The sequence below is a fragment of the Herbidospora sp. NBRC 101105 genome (genome assembly GCF_030269205.1).
In the GTDB taxonomy this organism is placed as follows: domain Bacteria; phylum Actinomycetota; class Actinomycetes; order Streptosporangiales; family Streptosporangiaceae; genus Herbidospora; species Herbidospora solisilvae.
In genome coordinates this window covers 71,921-93,244 of the sequence record NZ_BSSX01000011.1, presented here as the reverse complement: position 1 = coordinate 93,244, position 21,324 = coordinate 71,921, and the positions used below count along the sequence as shown (strand labels likewise).

General features: G+C 68.7%; 21 protein-coding genes and 1 pseudogene. 9 read left to right on the top strand and 13 right to left on the bottom strand.

All coding sequences use genetic code 11. From position 1 onward, the window contains the following. Positions 1 to 11 precede the first annotated feature (11 nt). From QSK34_RS36635 to QSK34_RS36615, 5 genes are read left to right on the top strand one after another with little or no spacing between them, the layout of a single operon-like run. The gene (locus QSK34_RS36635; RefSeq protein ID WP_285591297.1) at positions 12 to 1,616 is read left to right on the top strand and encodes an FAD-dependent oxidoreductase; all 1,605 of its coding nucleotides are present in this window, start codon (positions 12 to 14) and stop codon (positions 1,614 to 1,616) included. Positions 1,617 to 1,665: 49 nt separating this feature from the next. Beyond that, positions 1,666 to 2,949 carry an ABC transporter substrate-binding protein gene (locus QSK34_RS36630; protein WP_285591296.1) on the top strand — a complete coding sequence of 428 codons (1,284 nt, stop codon included), beginning with the start codon at positions 1,666 to 1,668 and terminating at the stop codon, positions 2,947 to 2,949. Between the two features lies 1 nt (position 2,950). Further along, positions 2,951 to 3,904 (top strand): carbohydrate ABC transporter permease, encoded by a 954-nt coding sequence (locus tag QSK34_RS36625; protein ID WP_285591294.1) that lies wholly within the window; start codon positions 2,951 to 2,953, stop codon positions 3,902 to 3,904. Further along, a complete protein-coding gene (locus QSK34_RS36620) occupies positions 3,894 to 4,736 on the top strand; it encodes a carbohydrate ABC transporter permease (protein WP_285591292.1) in 843 nt (280 codons plus the stop codon). Before QSK34_RS36625 ends, QSK34_RS36620 begins: the two co-directional genes overlap by 11 nt. Before the next feature lie 50 nt (positions 4,737 to 4,786). Continuing rightward, entirely contained in the window at positions 4,787 to 5,176 is a 390-nt protein-coding gene (locus tag QSK34_RS36615; RefSeq protein ID WP_285591290.1) for a DUF4345 family protein, read from the top strand. Here the strand turns inward: QSK34_RS36615 and QSK34_RS36610 are convergent. Then, positions 5,145 to 6,479: a sensor histidine kinase gene (locus QSK34_RS36610; protein ID WP_285591288.1), complete on the bottom strand. Its 1,335-nt coding sequence runs from the start codon at positions 6,477 to 6,479 to the stop codon at positions 5,145 to 5,147. The genes QSK34_RS36615 and QSK34_RS36610 overlap by 32 nt on opposite strands. A gap of 328 nt (positions 6,480 to 6,807) precedes the next feature. Then, on the bottom strand, positions 6,808 to 7,113 hold the full coding sequence (locus QSK34_RS36605) for an STAS domain-containing protein (RefSeq protein WP_285591286.1): 306 nt from the start codon (positions 7,111 to 7,113) through the stop codon (positions 6,808 to 6,810). A gap of 707 nt (positions 7,114 to 7,820) precedes the next feature. Between QSK34_RS36605 and QSK34_RS36600 the strand changes: the two genes are divergently transcribed. Continuing rightward, positions 7,821 to 8,450 carry an RICIN domain-containing protein gene (locus QSK34_RS36600; RefSeq protein WP_285591284.1) on the top strand — a complete coding sequence of 210 codons (630 nt, stop codon included), beginning with the start codon at positions 7,821 to 7,823 and terminating at the stop codon, positions 8,448 to 8,450. Here the strand turns inward: QSK34_RS36600 and QSK34_RS37890 are convergent. The 3 genes and pseudogenes from QSK34_RS37890 to QSK34_RS36595 all read right to left on the bottom strand — a co-directional run. After that, a pseudogene (locus QSK34_RS37890) lies at positions 8,429 to 8,665 on the bottom strand (YdeI/OmpD-associated family protein); the annotation flags it as partial. The gene QSK34_RS36600 and the pseudogene QSK34_RS37890 overlap by 22 nt on opposite strands. Beyond that, positions 8,629 to 9,018 (bottom strand): hypothetical protein, encoded by a 390-nt coding sequence (locus QSK34_RS37980; protein ID WP_502875567.1) that lies wholly within the window; start codon positions 9,016 to 9,018, stop codon positions 8,629 to 8,631. The gene QSK34_RS37980 and the pseudogene QSK34_RS37890, both read right to left, overlap by 37 nt. A gap of 83 nt (positions 9,019 to 9,101) precedes the next feature. Next, the gene (locus tag QSK34_RS36595; RefSeq protein ID WP_285591282.1) at positions 9,102 to 10,046 is read right to left on the bottom strand and encodes an alpha/beta fold hydrolase; all 945 of its coding nucleotides are present in this window, start codon (positions 10,044 to 10,046) and stop codon (positions 9,102 to 9,104) included. Between the two features lie 111 nt (positions 10,047 to 10,157). On the opposite strand from QSK34_RS36595, the gene QSK34_RS36590 reads away from it, so the two are divergent. Further along, a complete protein-coding gene (locus QSK34_RS36590) occupies positions 10,158 to 11,117 on the top strand; it encodes a helix-turn-helix transcriptional regulator (RefSeq protein WP_285591280.1) in 960 nt (319 codons plus the stop codon). A 20-nt stretch (positions 11,118 to 11,137) separates the two neighbouring features. Here QSK34_RS36590 and QSK34_RS36585 read toward each other — a convergent pair whose 3' ends face one another. From QSK34_RS36585 to QSK34_RS36575, 3 genes are read right to left on the bottom strand one after another with little or no spacing between them, the layout of a single operon-like run. Beyond that, entirely contained in the window at positions 11,138 to 12,064 is a 927-nt protein-coding gene (locus tag QSK34_RS36585) for an NmrA family NAD(P)-binding protein (protein ID WP_285591278.1), read from the bottom strand. Positions 12,065 to 12,094: 30 nt separating this feature from the next. Beyond that, positions 12,095 to 12,778 carry an SDR family oxidoreductase gene (locus QSK34_RS36580; protein ID WP_285591276.1) on the bottom strand — a complete coding sequence of 228 codons (684 nt, stop codon included), beginning with the start codon at positions 12,776 to 12,778 and terminating at the stop codon, positions 12,095 to 12,097. Continuing rightward, complete coding sequence (locus tag QSK34_RS36575) at positions 12,775 to 13,962, bottom strand: MFS transporter (protein ID WP_285591274.1); 1,188 nt, start codon at positions 13,960 to 13,962, stop codon at positions 12,775 to 12,777. Before QSK34_RS36575 ends, QSK34_RS36580 begins: the two co-directional genes overlap by 4 nt. 74 nt (positions 13,963 to 14,036) lie before the next feature. Here QSK34_RS36575 and QSK34_RS36570 point away from each other — a divergent pair, with 74 nt between their 5' ends. Beyond that, complete coding sequence (locus QSK34_RS36570) at positions 14,037 to 14,678, top strand: winged helix-turn-helix transcriptional regulator (RefSeq protein WP_285591272.1); 642 nt, start codon at positions 14,037 to 14,039, stop codon at positions 14,676 to 14,678. 224 nt (positions 14,679 to 14,902) lie between these two features. Here the strand turns inward: QSK34_RS36570 and QSK34_RS36565 are convergent, their stop codons facing one another. Continuing rightward, positions 14,903 to 15,757 (bottom strand): GAF domain-containing protein, encoded by an 855-nt coding sequence (locus QSK34_RS36565; protein ID WP_285591270.1) that lies wholly within the window; start codon positions 15,755 to 15,757, stop codon positions 14,903 to 14,905. Between the two features lie 198 nt (positions 15,758 to 15,955). Beyond that, positions 15,956 to 16,261, bottom strand: a complete 306-nt coding sequence (locus QSK34_RS36560; RefSeq protein ID WP_285591268.1) for an STAS domain-containing protein — start codon at positions 16,259 to 16,261, stop codon at positions 15,956 to 15,958. An 826-nt stretch (positions 16,262 to 17,087) separates the two neighbouring features. On the opposite strand from QSK34_RS36560, the gene QSK34_RS36555 reads away from it, so the two are divergent. Continuing rightward, the gene (locus QSK34_RS36555; protein ID WP_285591266.1) at positions 17,088 to 17,597 is read left to right on the top strand and encodes a hypothetical protein; all 510 of its coding nucleotides are present in this window, start codon (positions 17,088 to 17,090) and stop codon (positions 17,595 to 17,597) included. Positions 17,598 to 18,127: 530 nt separating this feature from the next. Here QSK34_RS36555 and QSK34_RS36550 read toward each other — a convergent pair. The 3 genes from QSK34_RS36550 to QSK34_RS36540 all read right to left on the bottom strand — a co-directional run bounded on the left by QSK34_RS36550 (position 18,128) and on the right by QSK34_RS36540 (position 21,312). Beyond that, positions 18,128 to 18,550 (bottom strand): DUF6069 family protein, encoded by a 423-nt coding sequence (locus QSK34_RS36550; RefSeq protein WP_285591264.1) that lies wholly within the window; start codon positions 18,548 to 18,550, stop codon positions 18,128 to 18,130. A gap of 773 nt (positions 18,551 to 19,323) precedes the next feature. Continuing rightward, the gene (locus tag QSK34_RS36545; protein WP_285591262.1) at positions 19,324 to 20,274 is read right to left on the bottom strand and encodes a ferritin-like domain-containing protein; all 951 of its coding nucleotides are present in this window, start codon (positions 20,272 to 20,274) and stop codon (positions 19,324 to 19,326) included. A gap of 402 nt (positions 20,275 to 20,676) precedes the next feature. Continuing rightward, the gene (locus QSK34_RS36540; protein ID WP_285591260.1) at positions 20,677 to 21,312 is read right to left on the bottom strand and encodes a M15 family metallopeptidase; all 636 of its coding nucleotides are present in this window, start codon (positions 21,310 to 21,312) and stop codon (positions 20,677 to 20,679) included. Positions 21,313 to 21,324: the final 12 nt, after the last annotated feature.

The following is a 21,324-nucleotide window of genomic DNA, read 5'->3' as shown; positions in this document are numbered from 1 at the left end:
AGAGTCCCGACGTGGTGGAGATTTCGGCGGACGCGGTGGTCGTCGGCGGAGGGCTGGGCGGGGTGGCTGCCGCCCTGGCACTGTTGCGGGCCGGCCGCACCGTGATCCTGACCGAGGAGTACGACTGGCTCGGCGGGCAGCTGACCAGCCAGGCCGTGCCGCCGGACGAGCACTCCTGGGTGGAGCGGTTCGGCGTCACGGCCTCCTACCGGGCGCTGCGCGAGGGCATCCGCGACTACTACCGCGAGCACTACCCGCTGACCGCGCGGTCGCGGGCCTGGCGGGAGCTCAACCCGGGCGCGGGGCACGTGAGCCGCCTCTGTCACGAGCCGCGCGTCGCGGTCGCCGTGATCGAGGCCATGCTCGCCCCCTACCGGGGTTCGGGGCGACTGCGCGTGCTGCAGCCCTACCGGCCGGTCGGCGCGGAGGTCGACGGTGACCGGGTACGGGCCGTGCGCCTGGAACACCGCAGCGGCGGCGGGGAGGTCACGGCCCTCGCGCCGTACGTGCTGGACGCCACCGAGACCGGCGACCTGCTGCCGCTGACCGGCGCCGAGTACGTGACGGGATTCGAGTCGCAGGGCGACACCGGCGAGCCGAGCGCGCCCGCCGAGGCCCAGCCGATGAACATGCAGGCCGTCTCGGTGTGCTTCGCGATCGACCACGTCGACGGCGACCACACCATCGACCGGCCCGCCTCCTACGAGTTCTGGCGGAGCTACCAGCCCGATTTCTGGGGCGACCGGCTGCTGTCGTGGCGCTGCCCCCACCCCCGGACCCTGGAGATCGTCGAACGCTCCTTCACCCCCAACCCCGACGACGACCCGCTGCTGGTGGAGGCCGACCAGCGGCTCAGCCCCGGCGACGCGAACCTGTGGACCTTCCGCCGGATCGCCGCCCGGCGCAACTTCGCCGACGGCGCCTACGCCAGCGACATCACCCTGGTCAACTGGCCGATGATCGACTACCTGGAGGGGCCGGTCATCGACGCACCCGACGCCGCCGCACACGTGGCCGCCGCCCGGGAGCTGTCGCGGTCGGTGCTGTACTGGATGCAGACCGAGGCGCCGCGCGCCGACGGCGGAACCGGCTTCCCCGGCCTGCGCCTGCGCGGCGACGTCACCGGCGGCGACGACGGGCTGGCCCAGGCCCCCTACATCCGCGAGTCACGCCGAATCCGCGCCCTCTACACCGTGGCCGAGCAGGACCTGTCGCTCGCGGTGCGCGGCGAGAAGGGCGCGGTGAGCTACGCCGACTCCGTCGGGGTCGGCATGTACCGCATCGACCTGCACCCCTCCACCGGGGGCGACAACTACATCGACGTGGCGAGTTCGCCGTTCGAGATCCCCCTCGGCGCGCTCGTTCCGCAGCGGATGACCAACCTGCTGCCCGCCTCCAAGAACATCGGCACCACCCACATCACCAACGGCGCCTACCGGCTGCACCCGGTGGAGTGGAACGTCGGCGAGGCCGCCGGCGCCCTGGCGGCCTTCTGCCTCGACAACGCCACCACCCCGCACGCCGTACGCGAGACCGAGGTCCTGCTCACCGAGTTCCAGCGGCGGCTCACCCGCCAGGGCGTCGAACTGCGCTGGCCGCAGGTGACCGGCTACTGACCGGACGCCCACCACGACCGTCGGGGGATTCCCAGCAAGGAGATCGACCGTGAAACCATTCGCAAAGCCCGCGGCCGCCGCGCTGGCGGCGCTGCTCACCTTGACGGCATGCGGCGCGGGAGGCGAGACCGCCCCGGCCGCGCAGGGCCCGCAGCCGCTGCGCATGACGATCTGGACCTCCAACGAGGCCCACCTCAAGCTGTTCGACGAGATCGCCGCCGAATACCGCAAGACCCATCCCGACGTCGGCGAGATCACCTTCGACCCACTGCCGTTCGAGAGCTACACCACCACCCTGACCACCCAGATCGCCGGCGGCAACGCTCCCGACCTGGCCTGGATCCTGGAGAGCTCGGCGCCCGACTTCGTCTCCTCCGGCGCCCTCGCGCCGCTCGACGACACGCTGCGCAAGGCCCCAGGGTATGAGTTCGACGACCTCACCCCCTCGGCCGTCAAACTCTGGCAGGCCGAGGGCAAGCTGTACGCCTACCCCTTCTCCACCTCGCCGTTCGGGGTGTTCGTCAACACCGACCTGCTCAAGGAGGCCGGCCGGAAGATCCCCGCCGAGATGATCGACGAGGGCGCCTGGACCTGGGAGAACGTCGCCGCCGAGAACGCCGCGGTCGTGGCGGAGACCGGCAAGGCCGGCATGGTCGTGCGCGACTTCGACTACAAGGGCTGGGACAACCTCGCCACCGTCTGGGGCGGCTGGGGCGCTCAGCCCTGGAGCGAAGACGGCAGGACCTGCGGGTTCGACAGCCCCGAGATGGTCGAGGCCATGACGTTCCTGCACAAGTCGATCTTCACCGACAAGGCCTTCCCGGGCCCCGGCACCACGGCCGACTTCTTCGCGGGCGACGCCGCGATGACCATCACCCAGATCTCCCGCGCCTCGCTGCTCCAGGACGCGACGTTCGGCTGGGACCTCGTCCCGCTACCCGCCGGGCCCAAGGGTGAGTACTCGGTGATCGGCCAGGCAGGCCTGGGCGTCTTCAAGAACTCCCCCAACGCGGCGGCGGCCGCCGACTTCCTCGCCTTCTTCACCAACCCGGCCAACTCGGCCAAGCTCGCCGCCTACTTCCCGCCGCCCCGCGCCTCTCAGCTCACCGCCGACACCCTGGCCAAGAGCAACCCGCTGCTGAAGCCCGGCCAACTGCAGAAGGTCGTCATCAGCGGCATCGAGAAGGGCGTCGTCAAGCCCAACCACACCGGCCAGGCGGAACTGTCGCAGACCGTGCGGGCCGCCCTCGACCCGCTCTGGCAGCCCGGCGCCGACGTCAAGGCCGTGCTGGGCGGCGTGTGCGCCAAGATCGCGCCGATGCTGGGCACGTGACGTGACCACGACCCACCCGAAACTCCAGGTGCCCGACCGGGCGGGCGCCCGGCCGGGCCCCGGCACGCCTCCCTTCTGGACGGTACGCCGCCGCGACAACCTGGTCGGATACCTGCTCATCACCCCGCAACTCCTCGGCAGCGTGCTGTTCGTGCTGCTGCCGCTCGGGCTCGTCGTCTGGTACAGCCTCCATGAGTGGAACGTGCTGGCCGGGACCTTCGAGTTCGTCGGCGGGCAGAACTACGACCGCCTGGTCACCGACGCCAACCTGCGCGAGGTGCTGGGAGCGACCGCCCTGTTCTCCGTGGGGCTGGTCGTGCTCAACCTCGCCCTGGCGCTGTTCCTGGCGATCCTGCTCAACCAGGGGCTGCGCGGAACCGCCTTCTTCCGTACGGTGTTCTTCTCCCCCGTGGTGGTCTCGCTGGTCGCCTGGACGATCGTGTGGCAGTTCCTCCTTCAGGACGACGGCGGACTCAACGGCCTGCTCGCCGCCGCCGGGGTCGAGGGGCCCAACTGGCTGCGCGGCGAGGGCACCGCGATGCTCTCGGTGGTCGTCGTCCAGGTCCTCAAGAACGTCGGCCTCAACATGGTGCTGTTCCTGGCCGCCCTGCAGGGGGTGCCGGCCCAGTTGTACGAGGCCGCCGAACTGGACGGCGCCGGGGCCCGCACCCGCTTCCTGCGGATCACCGTCCCGCTGATCAGCCCGACCATCCTGCTCACCTCGATCATCACCGTGGTGGGGTCGCTGCAGGTGTTCGCGCAGATCGCGGTGCTCACCCAGGGCGGCCCGGGCGTGTCGACGACCGTCCTCGTCTACTACCTCTACCGGCAGGCCTTCCAGTTCCATCACTTCGGATACGGCGCGACCCTGTCGGTCCTGCTGTTCGCGATCGTGGCCCTGCTCACCCTCGTCCAGTGGCGGATGCGCAGGAGATGGGTCTTCAATGAAACGTGAGATACCACTGCGGCTGAAGACGCTCCTGTACGGGCTGCTGTGCGTGATGTGCGTGCCGTTCGTCTTCCCGACCTGGTGGATGGTCACCTCATCCCTCAAGCCGATCGGTGAGATCTTCGCCTTCCCGCCGAAACTCCTGCCCGCCGACTGGGACTTCTCGGCCTACGCGCAGGTCTTCCAGCTCCAGCCCTTCGCGAGCCAGTACGTCAACAGCCTCTACATCGCCCTGATCGTCACCACCGGCACGATGGCCGTGGCCGCCATGGCGGGATACGCCTTCGCGCGCATCCGTTTCCCCGGCCAGAACGTCCTGTTCGTCGTCGTGCTGCTCGGGCTGCTCATCCCGAGCGAGGTCACGATCGTCCCGCTGTTCCAGATGTTCCACGAGCTCGGGTTGACCGACACCCACTGGCCGCTGATCCTGGTGCCGATCCTCGGCGCGCCCAGCGTGCTGGCCACCTTCATCATGCGGCAGTTCTTCATCAGCCTGCCCGGCGAGCTGGAGGAGGCCGCCCGGATGGACGGGCTCGGCCGGTTCGGCACCTTCTACCGGGTCGCGCTCCCCCTGGCCCGCCCCGCGCTCGGCGCCGTGGCGATCTTCACGTTCCTGCACAGCTGGAACCTCTACCTCGAACCCATCGTGTACCTCTCCTCGCCGGAGAAGTTCACCCTCCCCCAGGCGCTGACCCAGTTCGTCGACGCCTACGGCGGCCCGATGTGGAACGTCCAGCTCGCCGCCGCCTCGATGACCGCCCTCCCGGTGCTGGTCGTGTTCGTGCTCGCACAACGGCAGTTCATCGAGGGCCTGGCCCACACCGGCGTGAAGGGCTGACCGGCACCCCTACGGCACTACTCGTCAGGCAATGGCCGGCGTGGACGGGTGTGGTCACCGTTGTCGTCGCGATCTTCTTCGCGGGGATGGGCGTGTACGGCCTGGTCGCGCCGGAGAAGCTGGTGGCGCCGTTCGGTATGCGGGTGACCTCGGCGGACGGCCGCAGTGAGGTACGGGCGGTGTACGGGGGGTTCGGCCTGGCAACGGCGGCGGCACTCACGCCGGCCGCCCTCGATGCGGGCACGTTGCGCGACGGCGTGCTGGTGGCGATGGCCCTGGCGCTGGGCGGCATGGCCCTGGGCCGGGCCGTCGCCATGCTGTTGGAGCGGCCTTCGCGGTGCTATCCCACAGGGTTCTATCTGGTGGTCGAGACAGGCCTGATGACGGCGCACCGATCGCCCTTCTTGATCATGTTTGTGCGCGCGGGAGTCGCAGGATGAACGTGATCCCTGTGGGAGAGCAGGTGGTCACGAGCGTTCCGGCGTGTGCTTCGGCGACTTCGCGGGCGATGACGAGGCCGAAGCCGGCGCTCCGCTGCTCGCGGCCGGGCGTGGTGTCCAGCCGGGTGATGGGTGTGACGACGTGTTCCTCGTCGCCGTCGCTGGTGACGACGAGCACAGCGTCGCCGTTGTCACGGGTCAGGTCGACGACGACTTCCGTGGCGGCGTAACGGCCGACGTTGTCGATGAGAACGGTGATCGCCTGGGTGAGCTGGTCTTCCGCACCTCTGACGAGGACGCCGGCCGCCAGGTGGACTCGGCGGGGCGCACGTTCGGGACATAGCGCGAGGCATCGGCGCACCACCGTTGCCACATCCAGTCGTTCGCAGGCGTGGATGTCGAGGGATTGGATGCCGGCGAGGAACATCAGGTCCGTGAGGATCGCTTCCAGGCGGTCGGTGTCGCGCAGGGCGGCGTCGATCGCCTCGGGCATGTCTTCGGCGTAGAGCCTGCCGCTTTCGAGCTGAGCGCGGATTCCGGCAATCGGGGTACGCAGTTCGTGGGCGGCATCGGCGGCGAACGCGCGCTGCCGCCGAATAGCCCGTTCCATCCGGTCGAGCGTGTGGTTGGCGGTCTCGGCGAGACGGGCGATCTCGTCGCTGCCATGCGGTTGAGGGACGCGCCGGGACAGGTCCTTGACGGTGATCGCGGCCAGTTCGGCCTGGATGGCTTCAACCGGGCGGAGTGTCTGCGCGACGATCCTCCAGGAGATCCAGCCGATCAGTACGGTGAGGAGACTCACCTGGGTTACGACGGCGAGAATCAGGCCGCTGCCGGTCAGATAGCCGGGGATTTCGCCGGCCGCGTAGACGATCTCGGTGTTGGCTTGAGGTGTGACGCGGGCGGCCACCCCTTGCATGCACTTCCAGCCTTGAGGCAGGCAGAAGGAGAAGGAAACGACCGGATGCCGCGGGTCGGGCTCGTGCGAGGTGAGCGGCGGAAGGTCTCGGGCATGGTTGCTGGAGGCGATCACCCTGCCTCCGGGCGCCACGATCTGAATGAAATCCACGTGGGCGTCTTCGGAGACCAGGACGGGTTTCTGCGGTATGCCGGCCCGGATGTCCGACGTGATTCGAGAAGCGATCTGCTGGCTGGCGGTGAGGAGATCGTCGGTGATGAGCCGGTGGATCATATAGATCTCGCCGATGCTCACCAGAGTGAGGATGAGCAGGGCGAGGCCCACCGCGACGAGTGCGAGGCGGGCATGAATGCTGCGGGCCCATTGCCAGGAGAAAAATTTCATGTCTGGCTACCTCATGGTGCTCGACCCTCCACGCGTGTCGGCGGACGCTCCTTGGATCGAGGGCAGATCCGTATCTGCCGAGCCCCTCTTTGGTGAACGGATTCCTGAGTTCCCGGGCGTCAGTTCCGAATCTTGCCGATGGACGACGCGGCTACTTTCATTTGAGCTCGGAGTCCCGGCAATCCATGTGACGCTCCCGCCGGTGTGCTGCTGACTGCGCTGTTCTGCCATTAGTCAGTTGTGGCGCTCCGGCCCGGTTGCCGCCTGACTTCGGTGGCTTTCCCGTCTAGGAGCGCTTTCTTCGGGATAGCTCAGCAGCGGGATGAGATCAGCTGTCGGTCAGGATGGGGAAGCGGTCGCGGAGCTCGGTGATGTCGAGCAGCCTGGTCATCTGCGGGGTCAGGCGGGTCAGTGCCAGGGTCATCCCCCGGGCCTCGGCCTGGCGCTGGGTGCGGAGCAGCATGCCGAGCCCTGCGGCATCGCAGAAGGTCACGGCGCCCATGTCCACTACCAGCACCTCGAGGCTCTCGTCGAGGGCGGCGAGAATCCGCCGACGCAGGCCGGCGGTGGTGGAGATGTCGATGTCTCCGGACAGGTGCACGACGGTCGGCGTCATGGTTGCGAGCACGGTCATGGCGGAACTTCCTCCGAGTCGGGCCGGCAGGCCACACACTGTCGCGGCGGTATGCGCCCGTATACGACGGTTATTCACCGTATCCGGGGATGTCCCAACCACGGGGATTCGAGAGGTAGAGCTCGGGGCCGACGATCGTTAAGACCTGGTCGATCCACAGGCGTCCCGCTTTGACTTCTGTCGTATGCCCGCGGGTGAGAGGCACTGGTTCATCCGAGATGGACCGCAGGAACGGCGGTGGCCTCGCGACAGGGGCACCGAGCCGGATGGCACGCGCGGACCGATCGGGACCTTGACCTTTGATCACGGTGGGAAACCGGACAGAGGTTGGGGTCTGATCAGTCAGGATCGTCGCGTGTACCCGTTGGCAAGAGCCCTACTGGCAGGCTGCACCCTCCGGAGATCTGGCGACAAGAATCCGGCCTTCCTCTCGGTCTCTGGTTCAGGCTGCGGGCTCCTGCGGGTCCGAACTTTCACGGCTGTGCGGCAAGGAAGTGGAAAGCAGTGCAGGTTGCATAACTGAATGCAGTCATTCAACTACCTAGAGTTACATTCATGGGATGCACGGAAGACACACCCCGATGCGGGCCGTGCCTGCCGAGCAGCATTCCCATGACCGCCGGGACTGGCGGGCCATCGACGACCACGACATGCGATGTCCCGCACTTCGGACAAATGTCCCGCCCTTCCGAGAAAAGGAATCACCCGTGAAATCACTGCGCATCAGGACCGCGCTGCCCGCCACGCTGACGACGTTCCTGCTCGCCGGCTCCACCCTGCTCGTCTCCACGCCGGCCGACGCCGCTCCCGGCCAGGCGGCACGGCTCGCCCAGGCCCTCGCGCTCACCCCCGTCACCCAGCCCGGCGCCTATCCGCCGTTCGTGGACGGCCGCCAACACGTGGTCGAGAACGTCAACACCCGCGGCTTCCTCATCCACGAGTACTGGTCGGCTCCGGGGTGCACGGACGCCATCCCCTGCCGCCTCCAGGCATGGACCGGCGGCGTGACCCCGCCGGCCAACGAGTGGTACTTCGAGGACGCTCAGGCGCGGAACGGCTACATCTGGTTCCGCATGCGCAACGCCAAGTCCAACAAGTGTGCCGTGCCCGGAGGCGTCGCCTGGGCACTGCCCACCGCCGTCGTCAAGACCTGCAGCAACGGCGATGAGTTCCTGTGGCGGGCCGAACCCGAGCGCATCGGCGACTGGCGTACCGCCAAGTTCGTCTCCTACACCACCCGGCGCGCCCTCAAGCCGTTCGGCACCACGCGGGACGAATTCCTCGTCCTGAACGACGACGGCAACACCTCCAAGTACTACTGGACGGTCTCCCAGTAACGGAGAGTCACGTCGGGCTGTGGCAGCCCGCCAGCACAACCGCCACGGGGGCGGGCCCCAAGTGGGAGGCTGGCGGGCGGCCTACCGGCGCGGAGACCATCAATCTCTGGGACGAGCCGGCGTCCCTCCTCATCCTGCGGCGCGGCGACGATCCACCACAGCATCTGCTTGCGGGCGCTCAGGGGAAAGCGGTCCCAGTTGGCTCGTGCCTGAGGGTGCCCGTCGAGCGAGGTCGGCGGGTTATTCGAGGTCTTCGACTTGGTCGGAGATGGTCCACCATCCGTTCGTCTTCGCCGCGTCGATCGCCACTCGCCCGGCGTCCGTCATGAGCCGCGCCGTTCCATTTCGGCGGCGCGTCGGCGGTTGAGCCGGGACCAGGGGCTCTTGGCCTTTCGAGGGTGATCAGCTGGAGACCACGGTCGTCGAGGAGGACGGCGGTGGAATCGATCCACCCGAAGCAGATCGCTTCTTCGACCACTTCGGGATAGGGGCATCGTGGTCGGCCGGTACCGGTGCGCTGACGTGTGGTTGTGCGTGAGCCACGAGCGCCGTTGCGGCCGAGTCTCAACGTGGTGGATCGGGTAGCCGAACCCGGAGGTCATTCATGTCTTCGTCGTCAAGAGGAGCTGCCACTTCCCGGACGCCGGCCGGTCAGGTCGCATCCTGCTGTTCCAGCCACTTCACCATCGCCTGGTTCGTTTCCTCCGGCTTCTCCTGCTGGATCCAGTGACCGCAGTCAAAGCTGATCACCTCCACGTTGGGGACGAACTCCGCCAGGTTCGCACCCCGTGCGATCACATCCCTGTCGCCATAGATCATGAGTGTGGGCTGCCGGATGATCGGGTCCACGTCCGCCAGCAGGTGCCAGTTGCGGTCGAGGTTCCGGTACCAGTTGATGCTGCCCGTGAACCCCGATGATTCGAAGGCGGAGACCAGGACGGCCAGTTCGTCGTCGCTCATGATGGGCTCTCCGAGTGGTGTTTCCGCTCTGGCGAGGTTGATCAGCGCCATGCCCGGCTGCGGCTCTGCGGGGGGCTCGTTCTTCCGGTACAGGTTGCGGAGGAACTGGAAGGTGTGGTCTTCGAATACGGCGTCCGCGACGCCTGGCTGTCGATTGAAGTGGACGAAGTAGAAGTCGCCCCCGAGCACGTCTTCCATGAACTCGATCCAGGGCTTCTCTCCACGCTCCTGGTAGGGCAGGCTCAGGTTGATCACCTTGTTCACACGGTCGGGGTGCAACAGGGCGAGTCCCCAGACGACGAACGCACCCCAGTCATGGCCGACGAAGGTGGCGTCTTCGTATCCATAGTGGTCGAGGAGTGCGACGAGGTCACCGGACAGGTGTTCGATGTCGTAGTCGGTCACTTCGGCCGGGCGGGACGAGTTGCCGTAACCCCGCTGGTTCGGTGCGATGACGTGGTAGCCGGCCGCGGCGAGGGCGGGCATCTGGTGGCGCCAGGAGAAGGCGTGCTCCGGCCAGCCGTGGCAGAGCACGATGGGTTTTCCCTCGTTTTCTCGGCCCGCTTCGAAGACCTCGAGTTCCACACCGTTGACCGGAATAAGCGTGGGCTTGGGAAATTCGGCTGGATTGTGCATTGCGTTCTCTCTCTGTCTTATCTGGGTGACCTCGTCGGTGAGGTCAGGTCGCCATCCTGCATGCCGAAACCGGTCACCTCATGACCGGTTTCATGTGGAAGTGTTGTCGGCGTGCGAACCGATCGGCTGGTGGCCGTCCTCCTCCTGCTGCAACGGCGTGAGCAGGTCACGGCTGCGGAGGTCGCCCGGGAGCTGGAGGTCTCCGAGCGCACCGCCCGCCGCGACCTCGACGCCCTGTCCATGGCCGGGGTGCCCGTGTACTCCATGCCCGGCCGGGGCGGCGGCTGGCGCCTCGTGGGCGGCGCCCGCACCGACCTGTCCGGGTTGACCGCGAGCGAGGCCCGCGCCCTGTTCCTGGTCGCCGGCCAGGCCTCGGCCGCGACGCCGGCCGTGAAAGCGGCGCTGCGCAAGCTCGTCCAGGCCCTGCCGGCGCCCTTCCGAGGGCAGGCCGAGGCGGCGGCGTCGTCGCTGGTCATGGACCCGCAACGATGGGGGTCGAGCCGGATCGAGCATCGGCCGCCTCCCCTCCTCGACGAACTCCAGGACGCGGTGATCCGCGGCGTCCAGGTGCGGCTCGGCTACGTCGACCGCGAAGGCATCGAAACCGAGAGGACCGTCCATCCGCTGGGCATCGTCGCCAAAGGACCGACGTGGTACCTCGTCACCAACACCGACGCCGGTCGACGGACGTTCCGGATCGACCGCATGTCGTTCGTCGAGCCGACCGACGATCCCGTGCACCGACCCGAGGGGTTCGACCTTGCCGAGAGCTGGAGGGAGATCGCCGACGAAGTCGAGCGCAGGCGGACACCCCTCGAAGTCCAGGCCGTGTGCACCCCCGAGGGGATCGGCAAGCTCCGGATGACGCTCAGGGACCGGCTTGAAATCGGAGGTTCCACGACCGACGGCCGCATCGAGGTCGTGATCCGCGGCTACAACGAGTACGCGCTCGCGGGCGAACTCGCCGGACTGGTCGAATGGCTCGAGGTGACCGGCCCACCTGGTGTGCGGGACCACCTCATCTTGATCGCCAACGCGCTCATCGAGCGATACGGCGGAGACAGTCCCTAAAGACTGGCCGTCGCCCTGGACTACCGCCCGGCGGCCTGATCCGAACCCGGGGCCGTCCCTCGTGATGAGCCGGTGAGGAGGGCGGCGCGGGGACGGGCGTATTCGGCGACCGTCATGGGGCGTCTGCCCGTCAGCCGTTCGATGTTGTCGTCGGCGCCGGACATCGCGCCGTTCTGGTAGTCGCGCATGGCGCCGACGATGTGGTCGACGCCGTAGGGCGGGACGCCGACGTCGGCGAGGTAGGCGGCGTACTCGTCCATGGGCGGGTTGACGTGGACGATCTCGCGGCCCAGGGCTTCGGAGAGTTCGGCGGCGAACTGCTCGTGGTCGATCTCGGCGGGGCCGGACAGCGGGATGGTGGTGCCGAGGTGGTCGGTGGGGTCGAGGAGCAGGCGGGCGATGGCGCGGCCCTGGTCTTCGGCGGCGACGGGCGAGCTGGTGCCCTTCCCGGTGGGCATCCACAGGATGCCTTCGCGGAGTTTGGGCAGCACCCAGAAGTACTGGAGCCATTCCAGGAACAGGGTGGGGCGCAGGTGGATCACGGGGAGCCCCGACCAGTTCAGCACCTGTTCGGCGATGTGGGTGTCGCGGCAGGAAGGGCTGGTGGACTCGCGGTCGGCCGACCGCTGGGAGCAGTTGATCAGCGCTTTGAGGCCGGTCTCCTTGGCGGTCTGGGCGAAGTTGACGGTGGCGTGGATGAGCCCGGGGCGTACCGGATAGCAGAGGTAGGCGGCGTCCACGCCCTCCATCGCGGGGCGGAGCGTGTTCGGGTCGAGGAAGTCCCCGACGACGACCTCGGCGCCCTGGTCGGCGAGTGCCTGCGCGCGGGCGTCGGCGGTGTGGACGAGGGCTCTGACCGTGAGGCCGAGTGCGAGGGATTCGCGGACGGCGGCCCGTCCGGTGTCGCCGGTCGCCCCCGAGACGAGTACCGATCTGTTTTCTGTCATGTTCTGGACCTTTACCAGGGAAGTTGCCCGCTAGACGGTCGTGACCGGCTGGGACAGCCCGGCCCGCACGCCCTTGGTCATGTCGTCGAGGAGCAGCTCCGGCTCGCCCCTCTCCAGCGCGTCGAACACCGAGCCGGCCACGTGGTCGGGCCGGTGCATGCCGGCCGGGTCGTTGCCCGCCTGCATGGGGGTGTCGGTCGGCCCGAAGTAGACGCCGAGCACCTGCACCCCGTCAGGGGCGAATTCGAGCCGAAGCGCGTTCGTGGCCATCCACAAACCCGCCTTCGAGACGCTGTGGGCCTTGCCGGCCGGGAACCAGCTGAGCACCGAACCCACGTTCACCAGCGCGCCCTTCGCCGACCGGAGAGCCGGGGCCAGGGCGCGGGTGAGCCGGATCGGCCCGAGGAGGTTCGTCTCGATGGTCGTGGTGATGTCGTCGATGGGGGCGGTCAGCAGGTCGCCTCTGGGGAAGACGGCCGCGTTGTTCACCAGGACGGTGACGTCGCCGGCCTCCCGGGCGGCGCGCTCGATCGAGGCCGGGTCGGTGAGGTCGAGGTGCAGCGGCACCACGCGCTCGTCGCCCCAGTCCCGGGGGGTGCGTGCGGCGGCGTACACCCGGCGGGCGCCCCGTTCGAGTGCGGTGGTGACGAACGCCGTGCCGATGCCGCCGTTCGCTCCGGTGACGAGGACCGTCGCGTTGCCGAGTGAGGTCATTTCCGGGTTCCTTTCCCGATGGACGAAGGCGTGCCGGTGACGGCCACGCCGATGAGCGCCACGAGGGCGATGACGATTCCGAAACCGACCGCCGTCGACGGCACGCCGACCACCCCGGCGAGTTGCCCCGCGACGATCGCGGGCACCCCCATCGCGAGGTAGCCCACGAGGTAGACGGCCGCGAACAGCCCCGCGCGCTCGTGCGGCCGGACCTCGGGGACGAGCCCCCGGGTCGTGCCGGCGAACGACGCCCCGATCCCGGCCCCGCCGGTCACGGCGGCGGCCCACAGCAGGGGAAGCGCGCCGGCCGCGACGGTCCCGGCGAACAGCACCGCGCCGAGGGCCGTCAGGGCCGCCCCGTACAGCCGCAGCCGGCGCGCCGGCACGCCGGTCGTGACCACCGACGCGACCGCGCCGACGGCGAAGGCGACGGACGCGGCCAGCGCTCCGGCGATCGGGCTCCGCACCCCGAACACCGCCCCCAGCACGATGGGCACCAGCCCCAGGAACACCGCGATCGCCATGAACGCGCTGATCGTCACCGGCAGCGTCGCCGCGAACAGCGCCCTGACCTGCGGCGGAACCGAGACGCTCGGCACCAGTGACCGCAGCGCGCCCGGCTTGCGGGAGGAGGTCTCCGGGGTGAACGCGGCGAAGACCGTCCCGGCCGCCATGACCACCACGAGCACGGCCCAGACCGTGACCATGGGATCGGCGGCGAACTGGGCCAGCGCGCCCGCGAAGATCGCGCCCAGGGCCAGGCCAGCCAGCGGCGCCATGCCGGTCACGGTCGCGCCGAGTTTCCGGTGCCGCTCGGGCGCGAGCTCCACGACGGCGGCGCTGAGCGAACTCGACGCCGCGCCCGTGGCGACCCCCTGCACGATCCGGGCGGCGACGAGCCACCCGATCGACGACGCGAACAGGAACACGACCATGGCGGCCAGCTCGACCGCGAGCGCCGCGACCATGACCGGCCGGCGGCCGACGTGGTCGGAGAGCGAGCCGATCACCAGGATCGCGAGCAGCAGCGCGATGGCGTACACACCGAACGCGAGCGTCAGCTCCCACGGCGCGAGGCTCCACGCCTCCTCGTAGATCGGCAGGAGGGGCGTCGGCACGCCGGCCGCGACGAGGATCGCCACCATCGCCGCCGATATGCCGGCGAAACCGGTCAGTCGGGTCATGGCGGCGACCCTAGCCATCAATACTTCGTTTTTGCAAGTGAACTTCTCATTGAGAAGTTTGCTACAGTGCCCGCATGAGGCGTCGTGACTACGGGCAGTACTGCGGCCTCGCCCGTGCCCTGGAGCTCGTGGGCGAACGGTGGGCGCTGCTGATCGTGCGTGACCTGCTGGTCCGCCCGCTCCGCTACACCGACCTCATCGAGGGCCTGCCCGGCATCCCCACCAACGTGCTCGCCACCCGGCTCAAGGAACTGGAACAGGCGGGCATCGTCGAGCGCCGCATCGCCCCGGCCCCGCAGCGCGGCGTCCTCTACGCGCTGACCGCCACCGGGCTCGAACTCGAACCGGCCGTCCTGACGCTCGGCCGCTGGGGAGCCACTCAGATGGGCGACCCGCAGCCCGGCGAGATCGTCACGCCGCAGTCGCTCAGCATCAACTTCCGCGCGGTCTTCGACCCCGAGGCCGCCGCCGGGCTGACGGCCGTCTGGGAGCTGCACGCCCACGACATCGTCGTCCACCTCGCCGTGATCGACGGGAAGCTGGAGACCGGCGTCGGCCCGGCCCACCGCGACCCCGACCTCGTGATCATCTTCCAGCCCGACGAGCTGCCCTCCTACCGGGCGCTGGTCCGGGCGGCGAAGTGCGGGCTCGTCACCCTGTCGGGCCGCCGCGAACTCCTGGAGACGTTCCTGCGGGTGTTCCCCATGCCCCGCTGACCGCCCGCCGCATCCCCCACGGCACAATCGCGGCTCCGCGCGAGGGCTGACATCTTTCGATGTGTCAGCACGAAACCCCACGCCGAAACCGAAGTGGAAACACCAGGTCAGCCCTTTTCGACTGCGTCATTCGTGCTGAGCCAGGGCAAGAAGTCCCATGGTTCTCCCCGACGCCGGCTATTACTGCGGCAGTACGAAACCTACCGGCGTCGGAGAAGGCCGCGCTAACCGCCGGTGAACCAGACTTCCACCGCGATGCCGGTGGAACCGCTCATCGGCTGGGCCAGGAGCGTGGCGATGCGGCCCTCGGAGAGGGTGACCTCCACCACCGCTCCCCGGCCTTGCGTGACCAGCCGCACGGCGGCGTCCTCCAGGGCGAGCCGATCGCGGCGGCACAGGGCCAGGGGCGCGGAACTCGCTATGGCGATTCCGGTTCCGAAACTCTTCGCTCGGAGGAATTCCTCCATCAGGGCACGCTCGTGTTCGCTGCTCAGTTCGAGCAGCCGCTGCTCGACGCCGGTGGCCGACCGGTGGGCCAGGACGGCCATCTCCTCGCTCGCCCTGTCGTTCGGGCAGGTGATGCTGATGACGCCGGCCACGCGCCCGCTGAGCGGATTGCGGATCGGTGTGGCCACTGCGGTGAGTCCGTGGAGGTTCGCTGAGAAGTGCTCGTTGCCCGCCACCCGGCAGGTTCGCCGTTCCACCAGCGCCGAGCCCAAGGCGGTGGTGCCGATGTCCGGCTCGGCGTAGCTGAAGCCGGGGGCGGCGCCGACCGCGTCCAAGACCCTGCTCTGGGCTTTGTCACCCACGTTGCGCAGGAACATCACGCCCGTCTCATCGCCGAGGAACATGCCCGCCGGGGTGTCCGCCACTGCGGTCCGCAGCCGCTCGAACACGGGCCGGGCCGCGCGTACCAGCTCGCAGTCGAAATCCAGGTCGTTGGACAGGCGCGGGCGGGCGGTGTCGGGAGTGAGTCCCGCCGCCTGGCACCGCTGCCACGAATTCAAGATCGGAGCGCGCACTTCGTCCCCTGCGAGTTCTCCGTCCAGGAACCGCTCCAAGTCCAAGACATCTGCCATTCGACTCGCTCCCAAAGCTCCCTCCGACTAAGCGCATATCTCAACAATATAGACAAATGACATAATTATTTTCATTATCGAGCAAAAGAATGATCGATTTCCGTTTCAACGGCGGGCTTCGCGTGACGGCCGTTTCATGGATCGGCGAGTGGGAGGCGACGGCCGTTTCGTCCACGACCCCAACGGCGGGATGTCAGATCAGCTGCCGGCCAGGATGGGGAAGCGGTCGCCGAGCTTGGCGACGTCGAGCAGTCTGATCATTCGCGGGGTGAGGCGGGTCAGTGCCAGGGTCACTCCGCGGGCCTGGGCCTGGCGCTCGGTGTAGATCAGTACACCGAGCCCTGCGGCATCGCAGAAGGTCACGGCGGCCATGTCCAAGATCAGCACCTCGACGCTTTCGTCGAGAGCGGCGAGAATCCGTCGGCGCAGGTCGGCGGTGGTGGAGATGTCGATGTCTCCGGACAGGTGCAGGACGGTCGGCACCGTGGTCGCGAGCACGGTCATGGCGGAACTTCCTCTGGTTCGGGCCGGCAGGCGCACACTGTGGCGGCGGTGTGTGCCCACAAGGGCCGGAGGTTTCAACGTATCCAGGGATGTTCCAATTGCGGGGATTCGAGAGGTAGAGCTCGGGGCCGACGATCGTTAAGACCTGGTCGATCCACAGGCGCCCAGCTGTGACTTCTGCCGTATGTCTAGGCGCTGGTTCATACGAGATCACCGCACCGGGATGGGGCGGGGAGGATGACCGCAGGAACGGCAGTGGCCTTGTGACCGAGCCCGGCCCCTACGCACCGCTCCCACCAAGGGCCTGCTCGGGCGCTGGGCCCGGCTGGAGCGGCTGGAGCGGTGCGACCGGGCCCGGCCCCTACGCACCGAGCACACCGGCGCGGTATATCGAGCCGGACGGCAACGCGCGGAAGGTCGAGCAGACGTCGGCGCCATTCAGCCGCGTGTATTCCTGTCTCCAGGCCGCGCTGCTGCCGTATGGGGCGCTTATGTCCAGGGTGTTGTTCACGTCCACTTTTACCGCTGCCGGTGCGGTTGTATCAGGTGCCGTATGCCAGTGCGGCACTTGCCCGACATCCTGAAAGCGCTGCCGCTGACCATGACCGGGCCGACGCTGCTGGGCTGGGAGGGCTGAGGGCTGGCGCTCATCGGATATGACGCATGCTGGCGGGCTGCTGCTGCAGGCGTGATCTTCTGCGGCGCCGTCCCTGGTGGCGACCTGTCTTTCTGGGCACGCCGTGCGCCGGATGATCTTCGCCGTCACGAAGTGTGATCAGTACGATGCGGATCGTAAGTAGTCCGATGTATGGAGGAAGGCATTCGCATGAAAGTCCGCGTTCTGGCCGCCGCCGCGATTCTCCTAGCCGGTGGCGCGTTCGGCGCCTGGCCCGCCGCCGCAGCCGGATCCCACCGTGACCCCGACGCCGTCAGCGTGCTCCGGGCGGAGGTGAGCGACATCCGGGAGATCCTTAACCAGACCAAGACGGCGCTGTCGGTCGTCAGCGGTGAGAGCAAAGCGACGGTCGCGGTGCCCGCCAACGGCCGCTGGTCGGGTTCCATGTGGGTTCCCTGGGTCGGCAACGACGGCGAGATGGGCAAGAGCATCGTCGTCTACCAGGGCCAGAAGGTCCTCTACTGGATCTTCCAGGACTATTGGAACACCAGCCATCAGATCCGTTTCAGCACCAGCAACAGCTACCAGCAGAGCAAGCCCGTCCCCGGCGCCGCCACCGGTGCCGGCCGCAAGCGCCTGATCATCCGCGCCGACGGCACGCCGCTGCTGGAGTCGGTGCCGTCGAGCACCGGGGCGCGGCGCGGCCGTAGTCCCCGATAGCCCTCTGCCGCCCCGATTGCCGTGACAGGCGCCTCGGGGCGGCAGCCGAACTCCCTCGATCGGGCGCTCCCGGCGGCCCCATCGTGCGCGCCGGCTTCTTGAAGGGCCGGACGCTCCCGGACATCCGGAATATCGGCGGCAAGGGCCTCGACCGGATCGCCGGCACCCCGGAGAAGCGGGCGGCTTGACTACCGTTCCCAGCCGCCGCACACCGTGTTGCCTGGCCCGGCGCTGGGCAGAGGGTGGTCTTCAAGCCGCTGCGGCCTTGGCCGGGCCGCGGCCGGGGTGTCCGCCGGCTCGGGAACCGGGCGCTCGTACCCCCTCGCCCACGAGGGCGCTCGCTTGCTGAACGCGACAGCCCCGGGCCCGTCCTTCCCCAGTGAGGACGGTGAACCGGCGCGGCCCTCGCCGAAGGCCGCGCATGCCCCTCGGCGTCGCCCTGGAGCAAGGACGTGGGCCGGCTCGAAGCTGCGGATGCCCTCAGTCGGCACGGTCAGGAACGTATGCAGTGCGCGGACCCATCGGCGGGATCAGGCGGACAGGCGGCGGGCGACGGCCGGGATCACGATCGCGGCGGCGACCACATGCGTCAGCATCAGCAGCAGTTGCGTGGCCGTGGACGCCTCCACGAGCACATCGGGCACCAGCGACACCGCGGTGAGCACGATGGTGGTGCGGACGAACGCCGCACGCGGACGGCGCGCCCAGCGGGCCAGCACCAGGGCCAACGCCAGGCCCATCACGGAGAAGACGACGGTCAGCACGGCGAACCCGGGCACCGGGATCGGCGCGCCGCCGATGGCGAGGCTGATTCCGGCGGCCTCCCCCGCCACGGCGACGGCCACGGTCGCCACGGCGGCGGCGGCCGTGGCGGCCAGGCCACTGGTGATCAGCGGCCTGGCGGGAACGACGACGGGAGCGGCGGGAACGGCGGCGGTGGTCGTGACGGACATCGTGAGCCTCCGGGTGAGCGGCGACCGGCCCGTTGCCGGCCTCTCACCATGACGACGAACGCACCCGGCGCCAATCGACACATCGGGAAAAAAATTCGGAAGAAGACCAGAGCGTGCGTCTCTCCGCCTCCGTCGCAGCAAGAGCCGTCCCGAAAACCGTCCCAGCGATGGTGGAAACCATGCTGGGCGAGTCGGCGGCGGATGCTATGCGCGTATGGAGGGTCAACACCGATCGCATCTGCCTCACTCGCATACCCAGCCCGGCCGGCCCGTTGTACGAGCTCGGAACCAACGGCACGCACCGCCTGCACCCGCCCGCCTGCGCAGACTTCCCGACATCACGGGTGTCCATCGAGCAGGATGCGCTCCCGCTCTGCCGAGGTCGGCGCCACCACCGAGGAGGAAGCCCTGCGGCTCCTGGCGTGCTGGAAAGGGCTGCTGGCGAAGGGTGCGGTGACCAGGAGGCTGGAGGAGAAACTCCTGCCCGGCACCAGCATCCTGCACATCGACCACGTCGTGGCACCCAACTCCTGGGGTGGCGTCGACACGGCGCGGTCGACCGGTATGGATCTGTGCGTGGTCACCTGCCCCCAGGTCAGGCACACGGGTCGATCACGTGCTGGACCGACCCCGACCACTGCAACTTGCAGTCGGTCTGGAACGTGCAGTGCTGGACCGGGACGCCCCCCGCCGACCGAGCAGCGGCCGTGTCGTACAGTTCCGCCGACTAACAGCAGGCGGAAGACGCCCTGGACCAGGGGCGATGGTCGGATTCATCCCCCCTCCACGTACGCGAAGGCAGGCAGGGCCCCCTTGGCGACCAGGGCCATGGCCTGTGCTTTGACGCCGAACATGGCCGCCACGGCCGAGGCCATCTGCTGTGGGCTGCCGTCGAAGGCCTCCTCCAGGGCCCGCAGCAGTCCCCGGTAGGCCCGGTTGAACTCCTCCGACGAGGCGGTCGTGGTGATCGGGTAGACGCCCGCCGCGTCTACCGTGATCGGGTCGCCCGTCGGGCCGGAGTTCGGCGTGTCGCCCCGCTGGTAGCGGTGGCCTGCCTTGAGCTCCAGGAAGCGGTAGTAGTGGGCGACCTCGTCCCGTTCGGGATGGAAGACGTCCTTGTCGCCGTCCCAGACCTCGTCGCGGGCCATGCCCTCACCCTGTTCCACGATCTCGTCCAGCGCCGCCAGACCCGACTCCAGGTCGGTGACGGCGATCAGCCGCCCGGCCGTGTGGCGGAAGTGGCTCGCGCCGATCTGGCGGGAGGGATCTCCGGTGAAGACGGCCTCCTCGCCCAGCCGGGCGCACAACGCGCGCAGGCCGTTCTCGATCGCGGCGTAGAACTGGCCGATCGTCTCGTAGCCCTCGGTCTGCGCCGGAGTGCCGTCAGGTGTGGGCGCTTCGAGACGCAGGAAGTTCTCCAGCGCCTCCGGGCCGAACGGCTCCAGCGACAACTTCAGGTTGCCGTGGGGCAGCGTCCGGGGGAACGGCTTCATGTTCTCGGGCGTGTCGAGCCGGGGCCGGCCGCCCACCGCGTTCAGCAGGTTGGCGGCCAGTGTCAGGTGCAGCATCTCCTCCGCGAACACGCTCCCGACCACTTCGACCGCCTCGGGGTTGCGCTCCGGGTCGAGCGTGTAGAGCGCGCACAGGTAGGGCGGGAGGGTGGCGTGTTCGAGCTCGACCGCCCACTGCAGGTGTTCTCGCAGGTCATCGAGTGTCTCAGGCATCTTCTCCGAACACCTTCCCCTTCTGGAGCACCGTCAGCGTGGTCTTCCGTGCTTCGGACATGTGATCACTTCCCCTGGTTGTCCTTGAGCCAGTCGATCCGGCCGAGGGTCGCGCCGTCTCCGGGCAGCTCGCTGCCGCAGTAAGGGGCGTGACGTTGCCGGACGTCAGCTAGGACAGGAAAGAGCCAGGAGTTGTGACAAAGCCGCGGAATTCCTTTCAGGCATCGTCAGACCGTGCAGGAGCGAATCACTTGCCGGACAAGACCTGACGTCGTGATCGGCGTGAGCGATTCGTTCGTCACCGTTACGGTCACCGAGCCGGAAACACCAGGTTGGATGGTTCGACTCACTGCGGACCCGTGTGTCACCGGGGTGCGGCGGGCGCACCCCGGTGACCCGTTCTCACGGCAGTTCTGCGGGGCCGTAGCGGGCCGCCTCCGCGTCGGTGACGCGGGCCCAGTAGCGGTCGCCGTGGGACCAGTGCCACCACTCCGTCGGGTAGTTGACGAAACCGGCGGAGGTGAGCGCGTCGGAGAGCATCCGGCGGCGGTCGGCCGCCTCGCCGGTCACCGATGGAGAGGCCGTGTGGCAGTGCTCGGTGTCGGTGTCGTTGACCTCGGTGCCGAGCCAGAGTTCGGCGCCGTCCACATCGCACAGCGTGAGGTCGACCGCCGCCCCGGCGACGTGGGGGGCGACGTCCGGCGGGGAGATGTAGCGGCTGGCCCTGACGTGGTACCAGTCCTCGTCGTGGCCCGGTTCGGCGGCGCGGAGCCGGTCCTTGTGGGCGTCGAAGTACTTCTTCTGGAGGGCGACCGGGCGGAAGCCCTCGATCACGAGGAAGTAGAGGCCGGGCGGGAGGTAGGTCTGCGCGGTGACCAGCCGGTCGACCACGCCCAGCCGCAGGTGGGCGTAGCCGGGGCCGGTCGGGGCCATTCGGGGGTCGACCCGCAGGGCCGGGACGGTCCGCAGGTCGACGAGCGGTTCGCCGCACTCCCTGATCGGCGTCCGGCCGACGGATGGATCGGACAGCAGCAACATCGTGGTTCCTTT